We start from the raw sequence: 23,616 nt of genomic DNA on the forward strand, positions 1-23,616 counted from the left end.
AACCATTCCAGGATGGAGGCATGCGAACGGACGAAGTACGGGCAGGGAGAGACCTCATGGCGGCGGGGCGGACGGTGGCGGTGTACGGCGCGTACGGGCACACGGGCCGGTTCGTGGTGGCGCATCTGCGGGAGCGGGGCTTCGTGCCCGTCCTGGCCGGGCGGGACGCCGGCAAGCTGGCGGCGCTGGCGGCGGAGCACCCGGGACCCGACGCGCGCCCGGCGCCGGTCGACGACCCGGCGGCGCTCGACCGCGCGCTGGCCGGCGCGGACGCCGTGATCAACTGCGCGGGGCCGTTCGCGACGACGGCCGGCCCGGTGATCGAGGCGGCGCTGCGGGCCGGGATCCCGTACGTCGACGTGGCGGCCGAGATCGAGGCCAACGCCGACACCTTCGCGCGGTACGCGGACCGGGCCCGCACCGAGGGCGCGGTGATCGTGCCCGCGATGGCCTTCTACGGCGGCCTCGGCGACCTGCTGGCCACGGCCGCGATGGGCGACTGGACCTCGGCGGACGAGGCGCACGTCGCGTACGGACTGAGCGGCTGGGAGCCCACCGAGGGGACGCGGATCGCCGGGAAGGTCTCCGCCGAGCGGCGCGGCGGGCGGCGGGTCCGCTTCGCCGGCGGACGGCTGGAGTACCACACCGACGAACTGCCCGTGCTGACCTGGCCCTTCCCCGAGCCGATGGGGCCGCGGGCCGTCGTCGGCGAGTTCACGATGGCCGATGTCGTCACCCTCCCCAGCCATCTGTCCGTCCCCTCGGTGCGCACCTACATGTCGACCGAGGCGGCGGGCGGCGTCACCGGCGCGGGCGGCACGGGACCCACGGCGGTCGACGCGCGCGGACGGTCCGCGCAGACCTTCCTCGTCGACGTCGTCGTCCGCTCCGAAGGGGCCGAACGGCGCGCCGTGGCCACGGGCCAGGACATCTACGCCGTCACCGCCCCGCTCGCCGTCGAGGCGGTGGACCGCGTCCTCACCGGCCGGACCCGCACGGCCGGCGTCGCCTCCGCCGGGGAGCTCTTCGACGCGGCGGACTTCCTGGACGCCCTGTCGCCGCACCTCACCTGGGAGACGAGCGGCACGGCGGGGGCCTGAGCGGAGAAGGCGCCGCCGCCCCGCCGTTCGCCGCCGGCCGGTCACCCGCGCCGGCGGTCAGCGGCCGGCGCGGAGCCGGCGGAGGTAGGTGGCCGTCAGGGCGACGGCGCGGTCCCGGTCGCGGGTGAGGTCCGCGAGGGCGCGGGTGGCGACGGGGCCGGGGATGTCGGCCAGGGCCTGGGTGAGGCGGCCCCGGGCGGGCGGCCCGGTGGCGGCGTGGGCGAGGCGGGCGACGAGGCCGGCCGCGATCTCGTCGGCCCTGGCCGCGTCGACGGCCAGGGCGCCGAGCGCGTCGGCCGCGTCGGTGTCGTTCCTGCCGTCCACGACCATCTCGACGAGCACCGGGATCGCCTCGGGCCCGCCCCGGCCGCCGAGGGCCAGGGCCGCCTGTCCCCGGACCACGGGATCGGAATGGGCGAGGGCGGTACGGAGCAGGGCGGCCGCCTCGTCCCCGGAGAGTCCGGCGAGGGTGCGCACGGCCCGTTCGCGCACCGCGGCCGCCGGGGAGTCGAGGCCCCGGGCCAGGAGGGCGGGGCCGCCGTCGCCGGAGCGGGCCAGCGCCCAGCGGAGGGCGCCGGCGACGTTGGGTTCCGTCTCGCTCAGGGCGGCCTCGACCAGCGCCTCGACCGGTACGGGGACCTCGTCGCCCGAGGACAGCGCGGCGCGCTGGCGGGCGTCCTCGCTCGTCGACCCGAGGGCCTGGAGGAGCGCGACGACCCGCAGGGCCTCGTCCCAGCTGGCGGGCTCGGCGGCGTCGATGCGGCGCAGCCGCGTGAGCAGTTCGGTCTCGGCCTCGATGCGGGCCCGGGTCTGCTCGATGAGGTCGCCGACGAGCTGCGCGGGCGTGAAGCCGGGGTCGTCGAGGGCGCGGCCGATCTCCCGCAGCGACAGCCCCATGGAGCGGAGGCCCTCGATGTGGAAGATCCGCCGGATGTCCTCGTCGCGGTACTCGCGGTAGCCGGAGCCGGTACGGCCCGAGGGCCGCACCAGTCCGAGCGACTCGTAATGCCTGAGCATGCGCGCGCTGACGCCGGAGCGCCGCGCCACCTCACCGATCAGCACGCCCCAGTGTCCCTCCCCGGGGCCCCGTCGAGCGCCACGGCGCGCTTCGCCTCCTCGATCGCGTACTCGAATCCGGTGTCGGGGTCGGTCAGGATCCGCCGGGTGGCGAGCGCGTGGGCGCGCACGCGCGGGTCGGGGTGCCCGGCCACGGTGTCCAGGGCGGGCAGGACCACGTCGCCGAGCCCGGTCAGCGCGCGGCTGAGGCTGAGCTGCGTCGCCCGCTCGCCGCGCCCCAGCTGGGTGACGAGCACGGCGGCGAGCGCGGGCTCCTCGCCGTCCGGCACGAGCAGGGCCGCCGCCCGCCAGGCGGTCCGGGCCACCTCGTCGTCGGTGTCGGTCAGGTGGGCGTGCGTGATCGCCGGCCACGCCTGCCGGTCCCCGATCTTGGACAGCGTGTGCAGGGCCTGGCTCCGCGCCCGCGGGCGCTCCGAGCGGAGCTCGGCGAGCACCCTGGGGAGCGTCAGGGTCTCGGGGTGGCGGGTCAGCGCCCAGGTCAGCATGTCGCGGACGAAGAACTCGGGCTCCACCGCGCACCGCTCGACGAGCGGCTCGACGAACCGGGCGTCGGGCGTCGTGCCGACCGCCAGGGCGGCCTTGAGCCGCACCGACGCCCGCTCGTCCGCCAGTGCCCGCAGCGCGCGCCGCACGTCCTCGTCCTGGTACGTCATGGTCATCGGGACCACCTCCTGGAGGGGCAGTCAAAGGCTTGTCACCGTGTCAAGGTCAAGGCGGGGGTCGAGGGGGCGCGGAGACTTGTGCGGGTTCGGGGTTCGCCGGCCACGGGCCGGCGCCGACGGCGGCGGTGGCCGAGGCGACGGGGCAGGCCGTGACGAAGGCGCTGTCGAGCCCGTCGCCGAAGGGGGCGCCGCCGGACTGCCGGGCGCGGACGACGGCGCCGGGGACCGCGCCGAACGCGTCGGCGGCCGCGGCCCGTGCTCGACCGCGCCCGCGGGCTCGACCGGGACCCGAGCTCCGGGTCCTATCCTCCGGGCACGTTTCGCGCCGGCCGGTCGAGGGCGGCGCAGATGCCGGGGCGGGAGTGGGAGTCGGTGGGCGGTCGGGCGGCCGGTGGGGCCGGGGTCCTCGGACGGGTGCGGGTGCCGGTGCGGGTGCGGTGCGCCTTCACCGGGCACGAGGCGTGGTGGCGGCACGGGCCCGAGGGGGTGGCCGGTCCGACGGGCCGGCCGGCCCTGGCGCCGCGGGTCCCGCTGGACCGGCCGGCGGGGGCCGGGCACCCCGTGGGTCCGGGCCGGGCCGCCCGCGCGTACCGCCTCCGGGTCTTCGTGTTCCCGGAGGAGCGCCCGGCGGCCGGCGGCGGGCGGGCGGTGCCGGTCCCGTGAGCGCCGCCGTGGGCGGGGTCTTCCGGGCCCTGCGCGTCCGGGACTTCCGGTTGTTCGTGCTCGGCCAGATCGTTTCGGTGGCCGGCACGTGGATGATGGTCGTCGCGCAGGACTGGCTGGTGCTCGGCCTCAGCGGCGGGTCGGCGAGCGCCCTGGGGACGGTGACGGCCCTGCAGTTCGCGCCCGTCCTGCTGCTCACGCTGTACGGCGGACGGCTCGCCGACCGGTACGACAAGCGGGCCCTGCTGACCGTGGCGAACGTGCTGTCGTGCGCGCTGGCGCTGGTGCTCGCGGTGCTGGTGGTGACGGGCGCGGTCCGGCTGTGGCACGTGTACGTGTTCGCGTGCGGGCTGGGGGTGGTGAACTCGGTCGAGGTGCCGGCGCGGATGGCGTTCGTCGGCGAGCTCGTGGGCTCCGAACTGCTGCCCAACGCCTCGGCGCTCAGCGCAGCGTACTTCAACGTCGCCCGGGTGGTGGGGCCCGCCCTGTCCGGGCTGTTGATCTCGGTGGCCGGCGTCGGCTGGGTGATGATGCTGAACGCGGCGAGTTACGCCGCCACCGTCGTCGCCCTGCGGCTGATGCGGGGCGGGACCGGCCCGGAGCGGCGGCGCGGCGACCGGGTGCGGGTGGTCGACGGGCTGCGGGCGGCGGGCCGCTTCGATCTGGTGGTGCCGCTGACGCTGGTGGCGGTGATCGGGCTGTTCGGCCTCAACTTCCAGCTGACGCTGCCGCTGCTGGCCTCGCAGGTGCACCACGCCGGAGCCTCGGCCTTCGGGGTGGTGACGGCGGTGTTCGCGGCGGGGTCGCTGGTCACGGCGCTGGCGACGACGGTACGGAGCGGGCGCCCCTCCGCGCGGCTGGTGGCCGGCGGGGCCGTCGCCTTCGGCGTCCTGGAGACGGCGGTCGGGATGACGTCGTCGTACGCCCTGTCCCTGGTGCTGCTGTTCCTCACCGGCGGGGCGACGATCTTCTTCGTGCAGGCCGCCAACCACCGCGTCCAGCTGGGCGTGCCGCCCGAGCTGCGCGGCCGGGTCCTCGCCCTGTACACGCTGATCCTCCAGGGGTCGACCCCGCTGGGGGCGCTGCTCGTGGGCGCGCTCGCCGACCGCTGGGGCGTGCGCTGGGGGTTCGTGATCGGCGGTCTGGTGTCGCTCGCCGCGGGGCTCGGGGCGGCCGCCGCCGGACGCCGCGACGGGACCGCCGGCCCGCCGGCCGACGAGGGGCCGCGGGAGCGGGAACGGCAGCCCTCCGGGGAGCGGGCCCGAGGCGGCCCGTGGAGGGCGCGGTGAGCGCGGTGAGGGATTCGCGCACGAGCTCGCGGGGCGGGTCCCGCGGGTGACGGTCTCGACGCGGCCGGCGAGCCGGAGCCGTCCTCCGGCTCGCCCACGACCGGGACGGCGCGGCGCTCGGCCACGGCGGCGGGCTCGACGGTCTCCCCCTGCGCCGTCGCCGACCGGTACGCCGCCGTCACGGGCATCCGGCGCGGATCACGGAGCGCCTCCTGGAGGGGAGTTGACGGCCGCGGGGAGTGCGTGACGCGTGCTCGCCGAGCCCGTGCCGCGTCCCCGGGTTCCTGACGGAGTTCCGGCGAGGTCCTGACGAAGTCCTGGAACGACGGCACCGGCGACGGGCCCGCGCACCGCCCGCGACCAGCAAGTTCTCGTTCCGGCAAGGCCGTTGGCTCCCCCGGGTGCGCGGCCGCGCGCCGTTCCGCGCCGGTCGCACCTCACGGTGGGACAACTCCGGCGCGCGCTCGGCGGAACCGGTGAATCCGGCCCCCGGTATGTGGGTCCGACACGTGCGCAGGGCACGTTCCCGCCAGCGGTTCTCACCGTTGAGAGGGATGGGCATGACGCGTCACGCCACGGAAGCCGTACCGGAAGCCGTACTGGAAGACCTCCTCCACCGAGCACTGCGCGCCACGGGCACGGGCGAGCGGTGGACGACCGAGTCGGACGACATGTGGTGCCGGCTGGCACCCAGGTCCGGGGAGCGGCGCCGGCAGGGATGGAAGCTGCACCTGTCGGCGACGGCCGCCTCCGCGCCCGCCGTCCTCGTGAAAGCCCTGGACGTGCTGCTGCGGGACGCGTCCGGGTTCAAGTTCGCGCGGTCGCTGGAGCGGGTGAGCGCGCTCAACTCCCGTGCCACGCCGCGCGGAAGCTCCGGCAAGTTCCTGACGGTGTACCCGCGCTCCGACGCCGACGCGGCCCGGATCGCCGGGGAGCTGCACCGGGCGACGGCGGGGCTCGCCGGTCCCCGGATCCTGTCCGACCAGCAGTACGCGGCGGACAGCCTGGTCCATTACCGGTACGGCGCCTTCGTCGGCCTGCGGCGGCTGTCCGAGGACGGCCTGCTCGTCTGGTACTTCGAGGACCCCGACGGCAATCCGGTGGAGGACCGGCGGACCGGGCGGTACACGCCGCCGGAGTGGGCCGTCAGCCCGTTCCCCGCCCCGCCCGCCCCCTCGGTCCCGGCGCCCGCCGCGCCCCGGCCCGTGGTGGTCGGCGGCCGGTTCTCGGTGCGGGAGGCGATCCGGCACACCAACAAGGGCGGTGTCTACCGGGGCAGCGACGTCCGCACGGGCGCCCCGGTCGTCATCAAGGAGACCCGCCCGCACGTGGAGGCCGACGCCTCCGGCTGCGACGTCCGCGACTGGCTGCGGGCCGAGGCGCGGACCCTGGAGAAGCTGCGGGGCACGGGCCTCGCGCCGGAACCGCTGGCGCTGTTCGAACACGGCGGGCACCTCTTCCTGGCGCAGGAGGAGGTGCCGGGGGTGCCGCTGCGGACCTGGGTCGCCGAGCGGTTCCGCGACGCCGGCGGCGAGCGGTACGCGGCGGAGGCGGCGGACCAGGTCGCGCGGCTCGTGGACCTGGTGGCGGCGGCGCACGCCCGCGGCTGCGTGCTGCGCGACTTCACGCCCGGCAACGTGATGGTCCGCCCGGACGGGGAACTGCGCCTCATCGACCTGGAGCTCGCGGTCCTGGAAGACGACGCCGCGCTCCCGACCCGGGTGGGGACGCCCGGCTTCAGCGCCCCCGAGCGCCTGGCGGACGCGCCCGTCTCCCCGACGGCCGACTACTACAGCCTCGGCGCGACCCTGTGCTTCGTGCTGGCGGGCAAGGTGCCGAACCTGCTGGCGGAGGAGCCGGCGGACCGGCCCGCGGAGGAGCGGCTCGCCGACTGGCTGGACGCCGCCGCCGTCTCCGTACGGCTCCCGGCCGGAGCGCGGGAGTCGGTCCTCGGGCTGATGCGGGACGACCCGGCCCGGCGCTGGGATCCGGCCCGGGCCCGCAGGGCCCTCCGGCGGACGGACGCGGCCCGCCCGCCCGCTCCCCGGAGCGCCCCGGCGGCACGGGTCACCGAGGGGACCGTCGAGACCGCCGTCTCCGGGATCGTCCGGCACCTCGTCGACACCATGACGCCCGGCGACGAGCGGCGGCTGTGGCCGGTGTCCACGACGGCCGGCGAGACCGACCCGTGCACCGTGCAGCAGGGCGCGGCCGGCGTCCTCGCGGTGCTGACGCGGTACTTCGAGCTCACCGGCGATCCCCGTCTGCCCGGTCCGCTCGCCGCCGCGGGCCGCTGGATCGCCGACCGCACCGGCACCCGCTCGGGCCGCCCCGGCCTGCACTTCGGGACCCGGGGCACCGCCTGGGCGCTGCACGACGCCGGGCGCGCCCTCGGCGACCGGGCGCTCATGGACCACGCCCTGGCCCTGGCGCTGGCGCCGCAGGAGCCGACGCCCAGCCACGACGTCACCCACGGCACCGCGGGCGGCGGCCTGGCCGCCGTCCACCTGTGGCGGCGCACCGGCGATCCGCGGCTCGCCGCGCTGGTCGCCGACGCGGCGGACCGGCTGGCCGCCGCCGCGCGCCGCGAGGAGGCCGGGGCGAGCTGGCCGGTCCCGGCGGAGGCCGTCGCGACGGAGGCGGGCAAGCGCTACCTCGGCTTCGCCCACGGCGCCGCGGGCATCGGCTGCTTCCTCCTCGCCGCCGCGTCCGTCACCGGCCGTCCGGAGGACCGGGAGCTGGCCGTGGCGGCGGGCGAACTCCTGGTGGCCCACGCCGTGGACGTGGACGGGGCGGCCCAGTGGCCGGCGCAGACCGGTGACGTGCCCACGGCCCCGTACTGGTGCCACGGCTCGGCCGGCATCGGCTCGTTCCTGGTGCGGCTGTGGCGGGCCACCGGCGACGACCGGTACGGCGGCCTCGCCCGGCGCGCGGGACGGGCCGTCGTCGAGCGGGCCTCGCGCGCCGCGCTCACCCAGTGCCACGGCCTCGCGGGCAACGGCGACTTCCTCCTCGACCTGGCCGAGGCGACGGGCGACCCGGCGCCCCGCGCGCGGGCCGGGGACCTGGCCCGCCTCATCGTCTCCGAACGGTCCCACCGCGGCGCCCACGTCGTCTTCCCCAACGAGTACGGGGACGTCACGACGGGCTGGAGCGACGGGTCCGCCGGAATCCTGGCGTTCCTCCTGCGGGTGCGCCACCAAGAGCCCCGGCACTGGATGGTCCAGCAGCCGGTGTGAGCGGCGGAGAGTCCGCCGCCGCGGTACCGAGGAACGGCGCGGAGAAGAAATCGGCACGAACGTCCTCACGGAGAAGGAGAACGCCATGGAGAACCAGGACCTCGACCTGCTCGCCCGCCTGCACGCCCTCCCGGAGACCGACCCGGTCGGCATCGACGGGGCGCCCTTCGGCGGCACCTGCGAGTGCGTCGGCCTGCTCACGCTCCTCAACACCGTCTGCATCGGTGTGAGCTGCGCGTAGTCCCCACCGCCTCCCCCGGCCGCCGGCTGTCCCGGGGCAGCCGGCGGCCGGGGGAGGCCCCATCGACGAGGACCAGGCCCATGCCGCTGCACACCGGTGACCACGAGTCCCCCCGCACCGCCGCCCCGCACCCGGGTGCCGGCCCTTCCGTGCCCGCGCCCGCCATCAGCACGCGGGGCCTGGTCAAGAGCTACCGGGGCCCGGACGGCGCCACCACCCACGCGGTGCGCGGCCTCGACCTGGACGTGCGCCAGGGCGAGACCTTCGCCTTCCTCGGCCCCAACGGCGCCGGGAAGTCCACCACCATCGCGATGCTCTGCGCCCTCACCCGGCCCACGTCCGGTCACGCGACCGTGGCGGGTGCCGACGTCCTCAGCGAGCCCGAGCGGGTGCGCCGCCGGGTCGGCCTGCTCTTCCAGCACAGCGCCCTCGACCCGGACCTGACGGCCGAGCAGAACCTCCGGGTCCACGCGCGCCTGTACGGGCTCCGCCGCGGCGAGGTCCGGCGCCGCACGGCCGAGGTCCTCGGCCTCGCCGACCTGACCGACCGGCGCCGCTCCCCCGTCCGCACCCTGTCGGGCGGCATGCGGCGGCGCCTGGAACTGGCCCGTCAGCTCCTGCACTCCCCGTGGGTGCTGTTCCTGGACGAGCCGACCACCGGTCTCGATCCGCACGCCCGCGCCCGCGTCCGGGAGCACCTGCGGGACCTGCGGGACCGGCACGGCAGCACCCTGTTCGTCACCACCCACTACCTGGACGAGGCGGAGCACTGCGACCGGCTCGCCATCATCGACCGGGGCAGGCTGGTGGCTCAGGGCACCCCGCGGGAGGTGAAGGCCGCGATCGGGGACGACCGGGTGGCGCTGCGCACGAGCGACGACGAGGCCGCCCGGCGGGTCGTCGGCCTGCTCGCGCCCCCGGACCGGACCGTCACCGTCGACGCGGACGGGCTGTGGCTGCGGGTGCCCGACGGCAGCGCCTGGATCCCCCGCCTGTGCGCGGCCCTGGGGGCCCGCGGCATCGCCGTGCACGCCGCGTCCGCGACCCCGCCCACCCTCGACGACGTCTTCTTCCACCACACCGGCCGCAGCATGGCCCCGGACGGAGGCGGCCGATGACCACGCTCGCCCGGCCGGAACCGGACGGCACCGGTATCGGCACCGGCACCGGCACCGGCACCGAGCGGCTGCCCCGCCTCCGGCACGAACTGCGCGCCCTGCACGCCCTGGTCCACCGCGACCTGCTCCGCCTCGCCTGTCAGCGCACCCCCACCGCGCTGATGCTGCTCCACCCGGTGCTGTACCTGTTCGTCCTGGGCGGCGGCCTGGCGGCGCTCATCCCCACCGCCTCGCTGGGCGTCGGCTACCGGACGTACCTCTTCCCCGGCATGCTGATGATGACCGTGCAGACCCCGGCCATCATGGTCGGCATCCGTCTGATCACGGACCGGCAGAGCGGTTACCTCCGCGAACTGCTGATGGCCCCGGTCGGCCGCGCCACCCTCCTGCTGGGCAGCTGCGCGGGCGGGACCCTGGTGGCCACGGTGCAGGGCGCGGTCCTCCTCGCGCTGGCCGGCGCGGTCGGCCTCCCGTACGACCCGGTCCTGTTCGCCCTGCTCCTCGGGGGCATGGTCCTGGCCTCCTTCACCATCACCGCGCTCTCCCTGGCGCTGGCCGTGGGCCTGAGCCGGCCGGAGACCTTCCACACGCTGCTCGGCCTGGTGATGATGCCGCTGCTCTTCCTCTCCGGCGGCTTCTTCCCCCTGACCTCCCTGCCCGGTTGGGCCCAGCCGCTGGCCGCCGCGAACCCGCTCGCGTACGGCGTGGACGTGCTGCGCCGCCCGATCGCCCTGCGGGCCCCGGAGCAGGCGGTGGCCGGCGGCGTCGAGTGGGCCGGCCGGCAGCCGCCGCTCCTCCTCGAAGCGGGTCTGCTCCTGGCCGCCGGGGCACTGGCCCTGCTGTGGGCGACCCGCCGGTTCAGCCGCCCGGAGTGAGCGGCCCCGCCGGGGGTTCCTGGTCCGCCCCCTCGGTCCCGAGCCGGTGGTCGGCCCAGACGTAGCCGACCGGCAGCAGTTCGGCGACGGGCACCGCGCGGACGCGGCCGTCGACGGCGACGAGGACCTTGACGACGGGGAAGTAGTCGAGGAGCACCTGGCGGCACCGGCCGCACGGCGGTACGACGCCCCGGTCGCGGTCGCCGACGGCGACGATCGTGTCCAGCTCGTAGACGCCCTGCGCGGCGGCCGTGCCGATGAGGACCAGTTCGGCGCAGGGGCCGCCGGTGAAGTGGTAGGCGTTCACCGCGGTGACGACGCGGCCGTCCGGGGCGCGCCCCCGGCGGCCATGGTGTGGTGGTCGCCGCGGCACCGGGTGCGGGCGACGTGCGCGGCGGCCCGGACCAGCTCGCCGTCGAGGGGGTCGAGCGCCTCGGGCGCGCCGGGGTGGGGGGTGGGGGTCGTCATCGTTCTCCGCCTCGGTGGGTCTCCGCCGACCTTGGCGCGAACGGGGGGACCGCGCAAGCGCATTCCGCGCGGGCGCGGGCGCCCGCCGGGCGGCGCGGCCCCGGGACGGCCACTCGCTCCGGCCGTCCCCGCCCCCGCCGCCGGTGCCGACGGCACCGGGCCCCCCGCCGTGCAGGACGCCGCCGCCGGCACGGCACACCCCGTGACCACGGCGACCGCCGTTCTCCGCATCACCCTCGCCCGCCTCTCGCGTCCCGTGCCGCCCAGGACGCCCGGCCCGCCGCCCGGGTGCCCGCCCGGGCCGGCGGGTCCGGGCCCGGGGGCTACCGGAAGGCCGGCAGGTGGCGCGCCACCCAGGCCTCGAAGGGGGCCGCGGGGCGGCCGAGGACGGTCTCCACGTCGGGGCCGGCCTTCTGCTCCTCGGGGAGCGGGAGGCCGAGCACGTCCAGGGTTCCGTTCACGACCTCCTCCGGCATGAACCCGGCCAGATGGGCGTGGGCCTCGGCGCGGGACAGTTCCACGAAGGCCACGTCCTCGCCGAGCGCCTCCGCGATCACCTCGGTCTGCCGGCGCGGGGTGACCGCCTCGGGGCCGGTGAGTTCGTACGTACGGCCCGAGTGCCCCTCCTCCCGCAGCGCGGCGGCGGCCACCGCGGCGATGTCCGCCGGGTCGACGACCGGCAGGGCCACGTCCCCGAAGGGCGCGAGGACGGTGCGCCGGGTGCGGACGGTCTCGGCCCAGGCGAAGGCGTTGGAGGCGAAGCCGCCGGGGCGCAGCACGGTGAAGTCGAGCCCGGAGGCACGGACGGCGCCCTCGAACTCCCGCAGGCGGGCGTGCGAGGCGGCGTGGGGCCGGGTGGCGGCGACCTGCGAGGAGACGAGGACGATCCGCTCGACCCCGGCGTCCCGCACGGCGCCGACGAGGCCGGCCGGGTCCTCGCCGTGGCTGTTGAGTTCGCCGCCGAGCAGCAGGAAGAGGGCGCGGGCCCCTTCGGCGGCCGTCCGCAGCCCCCCGGCGGTGCCGGTGTCGGTCCGGACCCAGTGCACGCCGGCCACCGGGCCGGCGCTCGGGGCGGCCTGCCGCGAGACGGCCCTGACCTCCTCTCCCGCACCGGCCAGCAGCTCCACCAGCGTCCGCCCGATGTTGCCGGTCGCGCCCGTCACCGTGATCATCATGAACCCCCTGAAGTGAGTGAGTTAGCCGACTGACTAACTGGACTGACCGTAGCACGCCGCCACCCCGGGCTGTCTATAGTCAGTCGGGTGACCAACTCAGTGAACCGACGGGAACAGGCGTCCCAGAAGCGCCGGCGCCTGATGGCGGCGGCGGCCCGGGTCCTGCACGAGCAGGGAGTCGAGCGGACCACGCTCGCGGACATCGCGCGCGAGGCGGACGTGCCCGTCGGGAACGTCTACTACTACTTCAAGACGAAGGACGAACTGGTCCTGGCCGCCCTCTCGGAGCACAGCTCGCACCTGGACGAGCTCACCGCCCGCCTGGACCGGCTCACCGACCCGCGCGACCGCCTCAAGGCGCTCGTGGAGGGCTGGATCGCCCAGCGCGACACGGCCGCGCGCTACGGCTGCCCCACCGGCACCCTCGCCGTCGAACTGGACAAGCGCGCCGACGGCACCCTCGACGCCGAGGCCGGCACGGTCATCCGCCGCCTCCTCGACTGGGCGGCCCGGCAGTTCCGCGCGCTGGCCCTGCCCGACCCCGACGACCTGGCCCTCACCCTCGTCTCCGCCTACCAGGGCATGTCCCTCATGGCCAACGCCCTCCGCGACCCGTCCGTCATGACCCGCGAAGGCACCCGCGTCCTGGCCTGGCTCGACTCCCTCCCGGCACCGCACGGGACGTCCACCGCCCTGCGCCCCGAAACGCCCTCCCCCCAGGACGCGTGACCCGCCGTCACGCCCGCGGCCGCCCCCGCGTGAGGGGCGGCCGGGCGCCGCTACCGCGCCGGACCCGTCGCGTACGCCAGCGGCGGGGCGATCGCCTGGGCGTCCGCGCCCTCGGCCACCCACAGGCCGATGAAGAGCGCGGCCGTCGCCTCCAGGAGCCCCGCCCGGTCGAGGCCGCCGCCCGACACGGGCTCGCAGCCCGTGTCCCGCACCAGGGCGCGCACGCGGGCGAGGGCCGTCTCGTCGTCGCCGCAGACCGGCACGGCCAGGGGGCGGCCGTCGAAGACGGGCGGACGCATGCGCCACACGTCCACGTGGCAGAGGTTGAAGGCCTTCACCACGTGGGCCTCCGGCGCCGCGTCCGCCAGGAGCCGCGCCGCGGAAGGCCCGCCCCCGGTCAGGAGCCGGAAGCCGGGCCCGAGCGGGTTGGAACAGTCGATCAGCACCTTCCCCGCGAGGGCCGGGCGCAGTTCCCGTACGGCCTCCGCCCCCGCGCCGAAGGGCAGCGCGACGAGCACCACCGCGCCGGACGCGGCCGCCGCACCCGGCGGGCCGGACGCCGCGCCCCCTCCGACGCGGTCCGCGAGCCGCCGGGCCTTCTCCGCGTCCCGTCCCCCGATGGTCACCTGGTGCCCTGCCCGCGCCCAGTGGGTGGCGAGCGCGTCGGCCATGCCGCCCGTTCCCAGTACACCGATCCTCATGCGTGTGCCGCCTCTCCGATCGTCCGTCACGCCCTTGCTCACGGACGTGCGTTCCGACGCTAGAAGGTCCGTCAGGCACCATCTGGTACGTGACCGAAGACCCGTTCCTCGCCGACTGCCGCGCCCGCCTCGCCTTCGACATCCTCTCCCAGACCTGGAACGCGGTGGTGCTCTGGGCGCTGCGCGACGGCCCCCGCCGCCCGGTCGAACTGCGGGCGCGGATCGGGGGGATCAGCTCCAAGGTCCTCACCGAGACCCTGCGCCGGCTCCAGTTCAACGGCCTGGTCGAACGGCACCGGGAGCCCGGCGCACCGCCCCGGGTGACCTACGGACTCACCCCTCTCGGACGGACCCTGCTGGCCCCCATCGACGCCTTCGGCGCCTGGGCCTTCGAACACGGCGACGCCGTCATGGCCGCCCAGGAGGCGTCGCGCCCCTCCGACCCGGAGGAGTAGCGGGAGCGGCGGCGGAGCGGCGGCGAGGTGCCGGGGCCGGCCGTCCGGGCGGAGCCGGGCCACGCGGAGGCGTCGGCGGCGCTCGGCGTCCCCGTGCGTACGGTCCTCACGGAGGCGAGCGTCCGGGGAGGGGCCGGGGGCGTCGTCGCGTCCGTCGCGGTCGTCGGGCACGGGATCGTCGACGAGGCCGGGCAGGTCCCCGCGCCCGCGGCCGGGCCGTGGGCGGGCGGGGGCGGCTGCTCTACGCTGCCCCTCATGATCGCCGAACTGCAGTGCGTGGTGCTGGACTGTCCGGACGTCGGGGAACTCGCGCGGTTCTACCGGTCGCTGCTCGGCGGGGTGGTGGACCGGCCCGACCCCCGGTGGTCCCTGGACGACGACTGGTCGACGCTCCACACCGGGGGCGGTCTCGTGCTCGCCTTCCAGCGCGTGGCGGACCACCGCCCGCCGCGCTGGCCGGATCCCGACCACCCCCAGCAGTTCCACCTGGACCTGGGCGTCAAGGACCTGGACCTCGCCCAGGCGGAAGCCGTCGCCCAGGGGGCCACGGTGCTCGACGGCGGTGACGGGAAGCGCGGCTGGCGGGTGCTCGCCGACCCGGCCGGGCATCCGTTCTGCCTCGTCCGGCACTGAGCCCCGGCCCCCGTCCGCGGCGCGGAGGTGCGGCCGGGGGCTCCCGGGCCGCCGCCGCGCGGGAGGGGGCGTGGCCGGATCTGCCGGTACCGGGCGCGGGCGGGGCGGTGGCAGGATGCGCGGGCACCTCGCAAGGCCCTTCCGCATCGGAGCGTTCCTCATGAGCCGCCCCTCCACCGCGCCGTCCCCGGACTGGCGCGGACCGTACGTCCGGTACGTCGCCGGCCGTGGCGTGTCCACCGCCGGCACCAACCTGGTCAACGTCGTCATGGCGTTCGCGGTGCTCGGGACCGGCGCCGGCGGATTCGCGGCCGGGCTGGTCCTGGCGTGCTCGATCCTGACGCAGACGGTGCTGCTGCCGGTGGGCGGCGTGCTCGCCGACCGGGTGTCGCGCAGGCGGCTGGCGACGGCCGGGAACGGCGCCCTCGCCGTCGTCCAGGCGGTCATGGGCACGGTCCTGGTCACCGCCCCCGAGCGGTCGGCCGTCTGGATGTTCGCGGTCGCCGCCGCCCTCACCGGCGCGGCCACGGCCGGCGTGCAGCCGGCCTTCCAGGGGCTGATGGTCCAGCTCGTCCCCGCGGCGGCCCTCCAGAAGGCCAACGCCTCGCTGCGTCTCGTCCTGAACCTGGCCCGGATCGCGGTCCCCGGCCTCGGCTCCCTGCTGGGCGCGGTGTACGGATTCGGCCAGGTCCTCCTCGTCGCGGCGGCCTCCTTCGCGGCCTGCGCGCTGATCCTCACCGGCCTGCGGGTGGCCGCCCCCGCCCGCGGGGCCGGCCGGACTCCGCTGCTGCGCGGCGGCCGGGAGGGCTGGCGGGCCTTCACCAGCCGCCCCTGGATGTGGGGTTACGCGCTCTCGGGGACGGTCGCCGTCCCCCTGTGGCTGGCCGGCTACCAGCTGCTGGGGCCCCTGACCCTGTCGGCACGGGACGGCGGGGCGGCCTCCTGGGGCTGGGCGGTCTCCGCCTTCTCCGCGGGCATGGTCCTCGGCTCGCTCGTCGCCCTGCGCTGGAGCCCGCGCCGCCTCATGCTGGCGTGCGTCCTGGTGCAGCTGGTCTGGCCGCTCCCCCTGGCCGTGCTGGCCGGGGACCACCCCCTCCCCCTGCTCCTGGGCTCCATGCTCCTCAGCGGGCTGAGCCTCGAACTCGCCGTCGTCTTCTTCGAGACGGCCAAGCAGCAGCAGGTCCCCGAGCGCCTCATCGGGCGCGTCACCTCCCTGATCATGCTCGGCGAGACCGCCCTCGTCCCCCTCGGCTACGTCCTCGCCGGCACCGTCGCGGACCGGCTGGGCCCGTCCCGGGTCCTGTGGATCTCCTGCGCCGGCATCACCGCCGCCACCCTGGTGCTCCTCCTCGTCCCCGGCGTACGGCGGCTGACGGCCGTCACCGAACCGGAGGGCGAGGCCGAGAGGGACCGGGTCCCCGCGTGAGCGGCCGCGCCGGTCCACGGCGGCCGTGACGAGTTCTGGACAGGAAGCGACGGTTCCGCATGGCCCGCGCGAGAGCGGGGAGCCATCCGGTGTCCGTCGTCCTCCCCGCAGTGAGGAGCCTCCATGTCCCTTCCGCACCCCCCGCGGTCAGACGAGCCCGTCTTCACCGCCGACTTCGGGTCGTCCGCGCAGTGGGTCGCCGGGCGTTCCTGGGCCTATCCCGACGGCGGGCCGGTGAACCCGCTCGACAACAAGCTCGACCACCTGGTGGACGATCCCGCGTACTGCCGTTCCGGGGTCTTCCGGGCGACCCGGCGCCGGGACGGGCTGTGGGACAGCGGGCTGCTCACGACGGAGGGGAGCGCCGACGGGTTCGAGGTGCGGGCGGGCGACGTGCTGGAGGCCCGGGTGCGGCTGCCGGTGGAGACGGGGGCCTGGCCGGCGATCTGGACGTGGCGGGACGGCGGGCAGGAGGTCGACGTCTTCGAGTACCACCCGGACAACCCCGACCTGCTGGAGCTCTCCAACCGGGTGCGGGGCACCCACCGCTACCACCGGTCGCCCGCCGTACGGCCCGGCGGGTGGGTGGACCTGCGGACGGAGTTCGGGGCGCGGTCCGTGGTGTGGTGGGTGAACGGCACCGAGGTCTTCGCGGACGGGCGGGGCGTCGGACGGTCCTGGCACGCCTTCCTGATCGTCAACCTCTCCGTCTGCGCGGGCCGCTACCACCCCGCGCCCGGTCCGGAGACCGACGCGATGTCCTTCGAGGTGTCGGACCTGCGGGTGTTCCGGGACGGCCGCTGAGGCGGCCGGCGGGCGGGGGCGCCCGGGCGGGCCCGGCGCTCAGCCCCGCACGGCGTCCATCCCCCGGGCCGCCGCGAGCCTCGCCGCCTCCTCGGTGGCGAGGAGGCCGAGGGCGGCCCGGGCGGCGGCCGGGTCCTGGGCCGTGGCCGGGACCGCGGCGCTGAAGAGCGAGGTGATGGCCGTGTCGCCCGGCAGGGGGCCGAGGACGGTGACGCCGGGGAGGTCCATCAGTTCGCTGTGCTGCTGGAAGGCCAGGTCGGCGCGGCCGGAGGACAGGAGGCTGCCCGCGGGGACGCCCGGCGGGGCCTGGACGAGGCGGCCGGCGAGGGCGTCGGCGAGGCCGAGGCGGTGGAGCAGTTCGACCAGCGCCGTACCGCTGGGGCCCGTGGAGTGGGCGATGCGCGCCGCCGAGGCCAGGGCGGCGCGCAGGTCGTCGACGGTGTCGAGGGCGGGCGCGGGCACGCCGGCCGGGACGGCGGCGACGACCTGGGAGATCCACAGGGGGCGGACCGTGCCGGGGAGGAGGTGTCCCTCCCGCTCCAGGGCGGCGATCGCTCCGGCGGCGAGGACGAGGAGGTCGGCCACGGCGCCCTCGCGGACGCGGCGGGCGACCTCCACGCCGCCGGCCGACTCGAAGCGTACGGGCGTCCCGTGGACGAGCCGGAGGTGCTCGCACAGGTCGGCGAGTATCGGCCGGGTCGCCATCGAGGACAGCCCCACGAGTTCACGGTGCACGTCGACTCCTCGGTCGTGATGTCGGTGTGGGATGCGGGAGGGAGGGGTTCGGCACGCTCGGCCCGGTGGCTCGACGCGGGTCTGCGAGACTGGCGGCGTGAGCACGACCCGGAGCACGGCGGCAGGAAAGGTGCTGGAGGTCCTCGCGGCCTTCGACCGCGAGCACCCCGCGCAGACACTATCGGAGATCGCCCAGCGCACCGGCCTGGCCCTGAGCACCGCCCACCGGGTGGTGCGGGAGCTGGCGGACTGGGGGGCGCTGGAGCGGGGCGAGGACGGGTCGTGGCACGTGGGGCTGCGGCTCTGGGAGATCGCCTCGGGGTGCCCGAGGACGCAGATCCTGCGGGACGTGGCGCTGCCGTTCATGCAGGACCTGTACGAGGCGACCCACGAGAACGTGCAGCTGGCGGTGCGCGAGGGCACCGAGCTGGTGTTCGTGGAGCGGATCGCCGGGCACCGGTCGGTGGAGCTGCTGACGGGGGTCGGGTCGCGCTTCCCGGTGGGGTCGACGGGGATGGGGCGGGTGCTCCTGGCGCACGCGCCGAGGGACATCCAGGAGGAGGTCCTCGACTCTCCGCAGCGGGCGTGGACCCGGCACACCGTCACCGATCCGAGGACGCTGCGGACGCAGCTGGACCGGATCCGGCGCGAGCGGGTCTTCGTCAGCGACCGGCAGTTGTCGGAGAACACGGTGGCGGTGGCCACACCGGTGCGGATCGGGCGGGCGGGGCCGGTGAGCGCCGCGCTGGGGATCGTGTTCACGGCGGAGGGCGCGGGCAGGGCGCACACGCTGCGCGAGCCGCTGCTGCGGGCCGCGTACGGCATCTCCGACGAACTCGGCAGGCGCGCGCGGACGGCGGAATGAGTTCCGGACCGGCTTCCGCCTGACGGAAACGCCGCAGACCGGGGGCTGGGCAGGCTGACAGCGTTCGAGCCGTTCGAAACGTTCACAGCTGCTTGGGAGATGCCATGGCCGACGTCCCCGTCGACTCCGTCGTCCCGGTCCCGGTCGCGGTGGTCGGCGCGGGGCCCGCGGGCCTCATGCTGGCGCACCTGCTCGGCCGCGCCGGGATCGAGGCGATCGCCGTCGACACCCGCACGCGCCACGAGATCGAGACCACCCAGCGGGCCGGGATCCTGGAGGCCGACGCGGCCCGGGACCTGGTCGAGACCGGGGTCTCGGACCGGATCCTGCGGGAGGGGTGCGAGCACGAGGGCATCGAGATCCGGACGGCCGGACGGGCGCACCACATCGACTTCAAGGAGCTCGTCGGCGCGTCCACCTGGCTCTACCCCCAGACCGACGTCTTCACCGACCTGGCGAACGCCCGCGAACGCGACGGCGGCACGGTCCACTTCGGGGTCCGCGACACCGAGGTCCTCGACGTCACGACCGACGCCCCGCGGGTGCGCTGGACGACGCCCGACGGGGCCCGCCACGAGATCCGGGCGCGGTACGTCGTCGGCGCGGACGGCTCGCGCGGCATGTGCCGCGACCTGGTGCCGGAGGACCGGCGGACGCGGTACGTCAAGGACTACCCCTTCGCCTGGTTCGGCATCCTCGCCGAGGCGCCGACGAGCGCGCCCGAGCTGGTCTACGCCCACTCCGAGCACGGTTTCGCGCTGATCAGCCGGCGCACCGAGTCCGTGCAGCGGATGTACTTCCAGTGCGCCCCGGACGAGTCCGTCGACGCCTGGTCCGACGACCGGATCTGGGAGACGCTCCAGGCGCGGGTCGCCGGGGAGGACGGCTTCCGGCTGAAGGAGGGGCCCGTCATCGACAAGACGGTGCTGCGGTTCCGCTCCTTCGTGCAGGAGCCGATGCGCTGGGGTTCGCTGCTGCTGGCCGGCGACGCCGCGCACACGGTCCCGCCCACGGGCGCCCGCGGCCTCAACCTGGCGCTGCACGACGTGAAGGTGCTCGCCGACGTGCTGACGCGGGCCCTCGGCGGCGAGGGCGGGCGCGCCCTGGACGAGTACCAGCCGCGGGCCCTCCAACGGGTCTGGCGGGCGCAGAACTTCTCGTACTGGATGACCCGGCTGCTCCACACCTCGCCCGGGGCCTCCGCGTTCGACCTGCGGCGTCAGCTCGGCGAGCTGGAGAACGTGGTGGGGACGCGCGCCGGACGCGCCTACCTGGCCGAGCAGTACACCGGCTGGCCCGCCCGGGACCACTGACCCCGCGCCGACTCCGCCGACCCCGCCGCACACGACGCAACACGAGGCTTCCCCATGATCATCGACTGTCACGGTCACTTCACCACCGCCCCGCCGCAGCTCGCCGCGTGGCGCGAGCGGCAGATCGCCGCCGTCGAGGGCCGCGGCCCCGTCCCGGACCCCGCCGAGCTGGTCATCACCGACGACGACCTGCGCGCGGCGATCGAGGGCAACCAGCTGCGGCTGATGGACGAGCGCGGCAGCGACCTCACGGTCTTCTCGCCGCGCGCCAGCTTCATGGCCCACCACGTCGGCGACTTCGCCGTCTCCTCGGTGTGGGCCCGGATCTGCAACGACCTGGTCCACCGGGTCAGTACGCTCTACCCGGACCGGTTCGCCACGGGCGCGATGCTGCCGCAGTCGCCGGGCGTCGACCCCGCCACCTGCCTGCCCGAACTGACCCGGGCCGTCGAGGAGCTGGGCGCGGTCACGGTGAACCTCAACCCCGACCCGTCGGGCGGCCACTGGACCGCTCCGCCGCTGACGGACCGGAGCTGGTACCCGCTGTACGAGGCGATGGTCGCGTACGACGTCCCCGCGATGATCCACGTCTCCACGTCCTGCAACCCGGCCTTCCACACCACCGGCGCGCACTACCTGAACGCCGACACCACGGCCTTCATGCAGCTGCTCCAGGGCGACCTCTTCGCCGACTTCCCGACGCTGCGGTTCGTGATCCCGCACGGCGGCGGCGCCGCCCCGTACCACTGGGGACGGTTCCGGGGCCTCGCGATGGCCCTGGGCGGGCCGGACCCGGAGGCGCTGCTCGACAACGTCTTCTTCGACACCTGCGTCTACCACCAGCCCGGCATCGACCTCCTGACCCGGGTGGTCCCCAGCCGGTCCGTCCTCTTCGCGAGCGAGATGATCGGCGCGGTCCGCGACGTCGACCCGCGCACCGGTCACCACTTCGACGACACCAAGCGGTACGTGGACGCCACCCCGCACCTGTCGGACGAGGAACGCGCCGCCGTCTACTCCGGCAACGCCCTGCGCGTCTACCCCCGCCTCGCCGCCCGCCTCGCCGCGGCCGGCCGCTGACCCCCGCCTTCCAGGAGAAGCACGCATGGAACACACCGAGATCGGCGTCGTCCACACGAAGATCGACCGGGCCGACCCCGAGGCCGTCGCCGAGCTGGCGAAGTACGGCGTCGCGACGATCCACGAGGCCATGGGCCGGGTCGGGCTGATGCGCCCCTACCTGCGCCCGGTCTACCCGAAGGCCCGGATGTGCGGCACGGCCGTGACCGTGCTCCTCCAGCCCGGCGACAACTGGATGCTGCACGTCGCCGCCGAGCAGATCCGGGACGGGGACGTCGTCGTCGCCGCCTGCGCGACCGAGAGCGAGGACGGCTTCTTCGGCGAGCTGCTCGCCACCTCCTTCCGCGCCCGGGGCTGCGCCGGCCTGGTCATCGACGGCGGTGTCCGCGACGTCGCCGACCTGGAGGGGATGGACTTCCCCGTCTTCTCCCGCGCGATCAACGCCAAGGGCACGGTGAAGGCCACCCTCGGCTCGGTCAACGTGCCCGTGGTCTGCGCAAACGCCCTCGTGCGGCCCGGTGACGCGATCGTCGCGGACGCCGACGGCGTCGTCGTGGTGCCGCGCGAGCGGGCCGCCGAGGTGGCCGCCGCGTCGGCCGCCCGCGAGGCGAACGAGGAGGGCAAGCGCGCGCGGTTCCGCGCGGGCGAGCTCGGTCTGGACCTGTACGGCATGCGCGGCCCGCTGGCCGGGCTCGGACTGCGGTACGAGGACTGACGATGACCGGTTTCGAGAAGACCCCCGGCTGGCTGGACTGGTACGCCGGTCCGAGCCGTCCGGAGTTCCGGCTCCCCGAGGGCGCCGTCGACGCGCACTGTCACGTCTTCGGGCCGGGCGAGGAGTTCCCGTACGCCCCCGAGCGCAAGTACACGCCCTGCGACGCCTCCAAGGAGCAGCTGTTCGCGCTCCGCGACCACCTCGGCCTCACCCGCAACGTCGTGGTGCAGGCCACCTGCCACGGCTCCGACAACCGCGCCCTGGTGGACGCCCTGCGGGCCTCCGGCGGGCTGGCCAGGGGCGTGGCCACGCTGCGGCGCGACGTGACGGACGCCGAGGTGCGCGAGCTGCACGAGGCGGGCGTGCGCGGGGTGCGGTTCAACTTCGTGAAGCGGCTGGTGGACGCGGCCCCGGAGCAGGACCTCCTGGACGTCGTCGAGAAGGTCGCGCCGTACGGCTGGCACGTCGTCGTCTACTTCGAGGCGGCCGACCTGCCCGGCCTGCGGGACTTCCTCCTGTCGATCCCGGTGCCGCTGGTCATCGACCACATGGGCCGCCCGGACACCGCCGAGGACCCGGACGGGCCCGAGTTCGGGGCCTTCCTGGACTTCCTGCGGGCCCGGCCCGACATCTGGTGCAAGGTGACGTGCCCGGAGCGGCTGACCGTGAGCGGACCGCCGGCCCTGGACGGGGAGCGGCGGGCGTACCGCGACGTCGTCCCCTTCGCCCGGCGCGTGGTCGAGGAGTTCCCCGACCGGGTGCTGTGGGGCACGGACTGGCCGCACCCCAACCTCACCGACCACATGCCCGACGACGGGCTGCTCGTCGACTTCGTCCCGCGCATCGCGCCGACACCGGAGCTCCAGCACAAGCTCCTCGTCGACAACCCGACGCGCCTGTACTGGCCCGACGCCGACTGACCCACCCCCGATTGGAGTACCGGCATGGCGCTGGACAAGACCTACCGGCTGGTTCCGGGGACGACGATCTTCGACTCCGAACAGTCCGCCAAGGGCTACCACCTCAACCAGTTCTGCATGTCGCTGATGACGGCGGAGAACCGCGCGGCCTACCTCGCCGACGAGCGCGCCTACCTGGACGCGTGGCCGCTGCGCGAGGAGCAGAAGCGGGCGCTGCTCGACCGTGACCTCAACGCCGCGATGCGCGAGGGCGGCAACATCTACTTCCTCGCCAAGTGGGGCGCCACACTGGGCTTCTCGTTCCAGCAGATGGCCGGCTCGATGACCGGCATGACCGAGGAGGAGTACCGCGCCATGATGGTCGGCGGCGGCCGCTCCGTCGAGGGCAACCGCATCGACCACGCCGTCCTCGAAGCCGCCCACGCCCCGGCGGCGCCCGCCGAGCACGCCTCGGTCACCGGCGCCGTCTTCACCTCGCACGTCCCCGCGATCGGCGCGGCGATCGACCACGGCAAGACCGAAGAGCCGTACTGGCGGCCGGTGTTCGAGGGGTACGAGTACTCCAGGGCGTGGGAGCGGGAGAACGTCCCGGACGTGGTCTTCCTGGTCTACAACGACCACGCCAGCGCCTTCGACCAGTCCCTGGTGCCGACCTTCGTGCTCGGCACCGGCGCCTCCTACCCGGTCGCCGACGAGGGGTACGGCCCCCGGCCCGTGCCGGACGTCGAGGGCGACCCGGACCTCGCCGCGCACATCGCGCACTCCCTCATCCGGGACGACTTCGACCTCACCCTCGCCAACGAGATGGCCGTCGACCACGGGCTGACCGTCCCGCTGTCGCTGATGTTCGGCGACGTGGAGAAGTGGCCGTGCAGGGTCATCCCGTTCCACGTCAACGTGGTGCAGTACCCGGTGCCCTCAGGTGCCCGCTGCTTCGAGCTGGGCCGGGCGCTGCGCAAGGCCGTCGAGTCGTACGACCGGCCGCTCAGGGTGCAGGTGTGGGGCACCGGCGGCATGAGCCACCAGCTCCAGGGCCCGCGCGCCGGCCTGATCAACCGGGAGTGGGACAACGCCTTCCTGGACCGGCTGGTCGAGGACCCGGCCGGACTGGCCCGGGTCCCCCACCTGGAGTACGTCGAGGAGGCCGGCTCCGAGGGCATCGAGCTGGTCATGTGGCTGATCGCGCGCGGCGCGCTGAGCGACGTCGACGGCAGCGGCGAGGTCGAGGTCAAGCACCGCTTCTACCACGTCCCGGCGTCCAACACCGCCGTCGGACACCTGATCCTGGAGAACCGTCCCCGGGCCGGAGGGCCCGCCGAAGGAGAGAACTGAC

Annotated in this window: 22 protein-coding genes and 1 pseudogene; 17 read left to right on the forward strand and 6 right to left on the reverse strand. The window is 75.6% G+C overall.

The window, feature by feature from the left end; translation table 11 throughout:
• The first annotated feature begins 56 nt into the window (after positions 1-56).
• Entirely contained in the window at positions 57-1,100 is a 1,044-nt protein-coding gene (locus ACF1ED_RS09285; protein ID WP_391758741.1) for a saccharopine dehydrogenase family protein, read from the forward strand.
• Between the two features lie 57 nt (positions 1,101-1,157).
• Here ACF1ED_RS09285 and ACF1ED_RS09290 read toward each other — a convergent pair whose 3' ends face one another.
• On the reverse strand, positions 1,158-2,162 hold the full coding sequence (locus tag ACF1ED_RS09290) for a HEAT repeat domain-containing protein (protein WP_391758209.1): 1,005 nt from the start codon (positions 2,160-2,162) through the stop codon (positions 1,158-1,160).
• Positions 2,156-2,836 (reverse strand): HEAT repeat domain-containing protein, encoded by a 681-nt coding sequence (locus tag ACF1ED_RS09295; protein WP_391758211.1) that lies wholly within the window; start codon positions 2,834-2,836, stop codon positions 2,156-2,158. The genes ACF1ED_RS09290 and ACF1ED_RS09295 overlap by 7 nt, the downstream gene beginning before the upstream one ends.
• A gap of 662 nt (positions 2,837-3,498) precedes the next feature.
• Between ACF1ED_RS09295 and ACF1ED_RS09300 the strand changes: the two genes are divergently transcribed.
• The 5 genes from ACF1ED_RS09300 to ACF1ED_RS09320 all read left to right on the forward strand — a co-directional run bounded on the left by ACF1ED_RS09300 (position 3,499) and on the right by ACF1ED_RS09320 (position 10,264).
• Positions 3,499-4,791 carry an MFS transporter gene (locus ACF1ED_RS09300; protein WP_391758213.1) on the forward strand — a complete coding sequence of 431 codons (1,293 nt, stop codon included), beginning with the start codon at positions 3,499-3,501 and terminating at the stop codon, positions 4,789-4,791.
• A gap of 560 nt (positions 4,792-5,351) precedes the next feature.
• Positions 5,352-8,030 carry a class IV lanthionine synthetase LanL gene (lanL, locus tag ACF1ED_RS09305; RefSeq protein ID WP_391758215.1) on the forward strand — a complete coding sequence of 893 codons (2,679 nt, stop codon included), beginning with the start codon at positions 5,352-5,354 and terminating at the stop codon, positions 8,028-8,030.
• A gap of 85 nt (positions 8,031-8,115) precedes the next feature.
• Positions 8,116-8,271: a VenA family class IV lanthipeptide gene (locus ACF1ED_RS09310; RefSeq protein WP_200425306.1), complete on the forward strand. Its 156-nt coding sequence runs from the start codon at positions 8,116-8,118 to the stop codon at positions 8,269-8,271.
• Between the two features lie 80 nt (positions 8,272-8,351).
• Positions 8,352-9,389, forward strand: a complete 1,038-nt coding sequence (locus ACF1ED_RS09315) for an ATP-binding cassette domain-containing protein (RefSeq protein WP_391758217.1) — start codon at positions 8,352-8,354, stop codon at positions 9,387-9,389.
• Positions 9,386-10,264, forward strand: a complete 879-nt coding sequence (locus ACF1ED_RS09320) for an ABC transporter permease (protein ID WP_391758219.1) — start codon at positions 9,386-9,388, stop codon at positions 10,262-10,264. Before ACF1ED_RS09315 ends, ACF1ED_RS09320 begins: the two co-directional genes overlap by 4 nt.
• Here the strand turns inward: ACF1ED_RS09320 and ACF1ED_RS09325 are convergent.
• Together ACF1ED_RS09325 and ACF1ED_RS09330 are read right to left on the reverse strand one after the other, a co-directional pair.
• Positions 10,248-10,732 (reverse strand): annotated as a pseudogene (locus ACF1ED_RS09325) (cytidine deaminase). The gene ACF1ED_RS09320 and the pseudogene ACF1ED_RS09325 sit on opposite strands and share 17 nt — an antisense overlap.
• A gap of 323 nt (positions 10,733-11,055) precedes the next feature.
• Entirely contained in the window at positions 11,056-11,904 is an 849-nt protein-coding gene (locus tag ACF1ED_RS09330; protein WP_391758743.1) for an SDR family oxidoreductase, read from the reverse strand.
• Between the two features lie 144 nt (positions 11,905-12,048).
• Here ACF1ED_RS09330 and ACF1ED_RS09335 point away from each other — a divergent pair, with 144 nt between their 5' ends.
• Complete coding sequence (locus ACF1ED_RS09335; RefSeq protein ID WP_391758745.1) at positions 12,049-12,636, forward strand: TetR/AcrR family transcriptional regulator; 588 nt, start codon at positions 12,049-12,051, stop codon at positions 12,634-12,636.
• Positions 12,637-12,686: 50 nt separating this feature from the next.
• On the opposite strand, the gene ACF1ED_RS09340 is transcribed toward ACF1ED_RS09335, so the two are convergent.
• Positions 12,687-13,337 carry an NADPH-dependent F420 reductase gene (locus ACF1ED_RS09340; RefSeq protein ID WP_391758221.1) on the reverse strand — a complete coding sequence of 217 codons (651 nt, stop codon included), beginning with the start codon at positions 13,335-13,337 and terminating at the stop codon, positions 12,687-12,689.
• Between the two features lie 89 nt (positions 13,338-13,426).
• Between ACF1ED_RS09340 and ACF1ED_RS09345 the strand changes: the two genes are divergently transcribed.
• The 4 genes from ACF1ED_RS09345 to ACF1ED_RS09360 all read left to right on the forward strand — a co-directional run bounded on the left by ACF1ED_RS09345 (position 13,427) and on the right by ACF1ED_RS09360 (position 16,655).
• Positions 13,427-13,792: a winged helix-turn-helix transcriptional regulator gene (locus ACF1ED_RS09345; RefSeq protein ID WP_391758223.1), complete on the forward strand. Its 366-nt coding sequence runs from the start codon at positions 13,427-13,429 to the stop codon at positions 13,790-13,792.
• A 255-nt stretch (positions 13,793-14,047) separates the two neighbouring features.
• Positions 14,048-14,425, forward strand: coding sequence for a VOC family protein (locus tag ACF1ED_RS09350; protein ID WP_391758747.1), 378 nt, complete (start codon positions 14,048-14,050; stop codon positions 14,423-14,425).
• 160 nt (positions 14,426-14,585) lie between these two features.
• Positions 14,586-15,851 (forward strand): MFS transporter, encoded by a 1,266-nt coding sequence (locus ACF1ED_RS09355; protein ID WP_391758225.1) that lies wholly within the window; start codon positions 14,586-14,588, stop codon positions 15,849-15,851.
• Positions 15,852-15,974: 123 nt separating this feature from the next.
• Positions 15,975-16,655: a beta-glucanase gene (locus tag ACF1ED_RS09360; protein ID WP_391758227.1), complete on the forward strand. Its 681-nt coding sequence runs from the start codon at positions 15,975-15,977 to the stop codon at positions 16,653-16,655.
• A gap of 39 nt (positions 16,656-16,694) precedes the next feature.
• On the opposite strand, the gene ACF1ED_RS09365 is transcribed toward ACF1ED_RS09360, so the two are convergent.
• Positions 16,695-17,390 carry a substrate-binding domain-containing protein gene (locus tag ACF1ED_RS09365; RefSeq protein ID WP_391758229.1) on the reverse strand — a complete coding sequence of 232 codons (696 nt, stop codon included), beginning with the start codon at positions 17,388-17,390 and terminating at the stop codon, positions 16,695-16,697.
• 97 nt (positions 17,391-17,487) lie between these two features.
• Between ACF1ED_RS09365 and ACF1ED_RS09370 the strand changes: the two genes are divergently transcribed.
• The 6 genes from ACF1ED_RS09370 (at position 17,488) to ligA (ending at position 23,615) form a co-directional block, all read left to right on the forward strand.
• On the forward strand, positions 17,488-18,255 hold the full coding sequence (locus tag ACF1ED_RS09370; protein ID WP_391758231.1) for an IclR family transcriptional regulator: 768 nt from the start codon (positions 17,488-17,490) through the stop codon (positions 18,253-18,255).
• Positions 18,256-18,359: 104 nt separating this feature from the next.
• On the forward strand, positions 18,360-19,568 hold the full coding sequence (locus tag ACF1ED_RS09375) for a 4-hydroxybenzoate 3-monooxygenase (RefSeq protein ID WP_391758233.1): 1,209 nt from the start codon (positions 18,360-18,362) through the stop codon (positions 19,566-19,568).
• Between the two features lie 54 nt (positions 19,569-19,622).
• Complete coding sequence (locus ACF1ED_RS09380; RefSeq protein ID WP_391758235.1) at positions 19,623-20,648, forward strand: amidohydrolase family protein; 1,026 nt, start codon at positions 19,623-19,625, stop codon at positions 20,646-20,648.
• Between the two features lie 25 nt (positions 20,649-20,673).
• Positions 20,674-21,363 carry a 4-carboxy-4-hydroxy-2-oxoadipate aldolase/oxaloacetate decarboxylase gene (ligK, locus tag ACF1ED_RS09385; RefSeq protein ID WP_391758237.1) on the forward strand — a complete coding sequence of 230 codons (690 nt, stop codon included), beginning with the start codon at positions 20,674-20,676 and terminating at the stop codon, positions 21,361-21,363.
• 2 nt (positions 21,364-21,365) lie between these two features.
• Complete coding sequence (locus ACF1ED_RS09390; RefSeq protein WP_391758239.1) at positions 21,366-22,283, forward strand: amidohydrolase family protein; 918 nt, start codon at positions 21,366-21,368, stop codon at positions 22,281-22,283.
• Positions 22,284-22,307: 24 nt separating this feature from the next.
• On the forward strand, positions 22,308-23,615 hold the full coding sequence (gene ligA, locus ACF1ED_RS09395) for a protocatechuate 4,5-dioxygenase subunit alpha (RefSeq protein ID WP_391758241.1): 1,308 nt from the start codon (positions 22,308-22,310) through the stop codon (positions 23,613-23,615).
• Position 23,616 lies beyond the last annotated feature (1 nt).

It is taken from the genome of Streptomyces sp. NPDC014656, assembly GCF_043084305.1.
Lineage (GTDB): Bacteria > Actinomycetota > Actinomycetes > Streptomycetales > Streptomycetaceae > Streptomyces.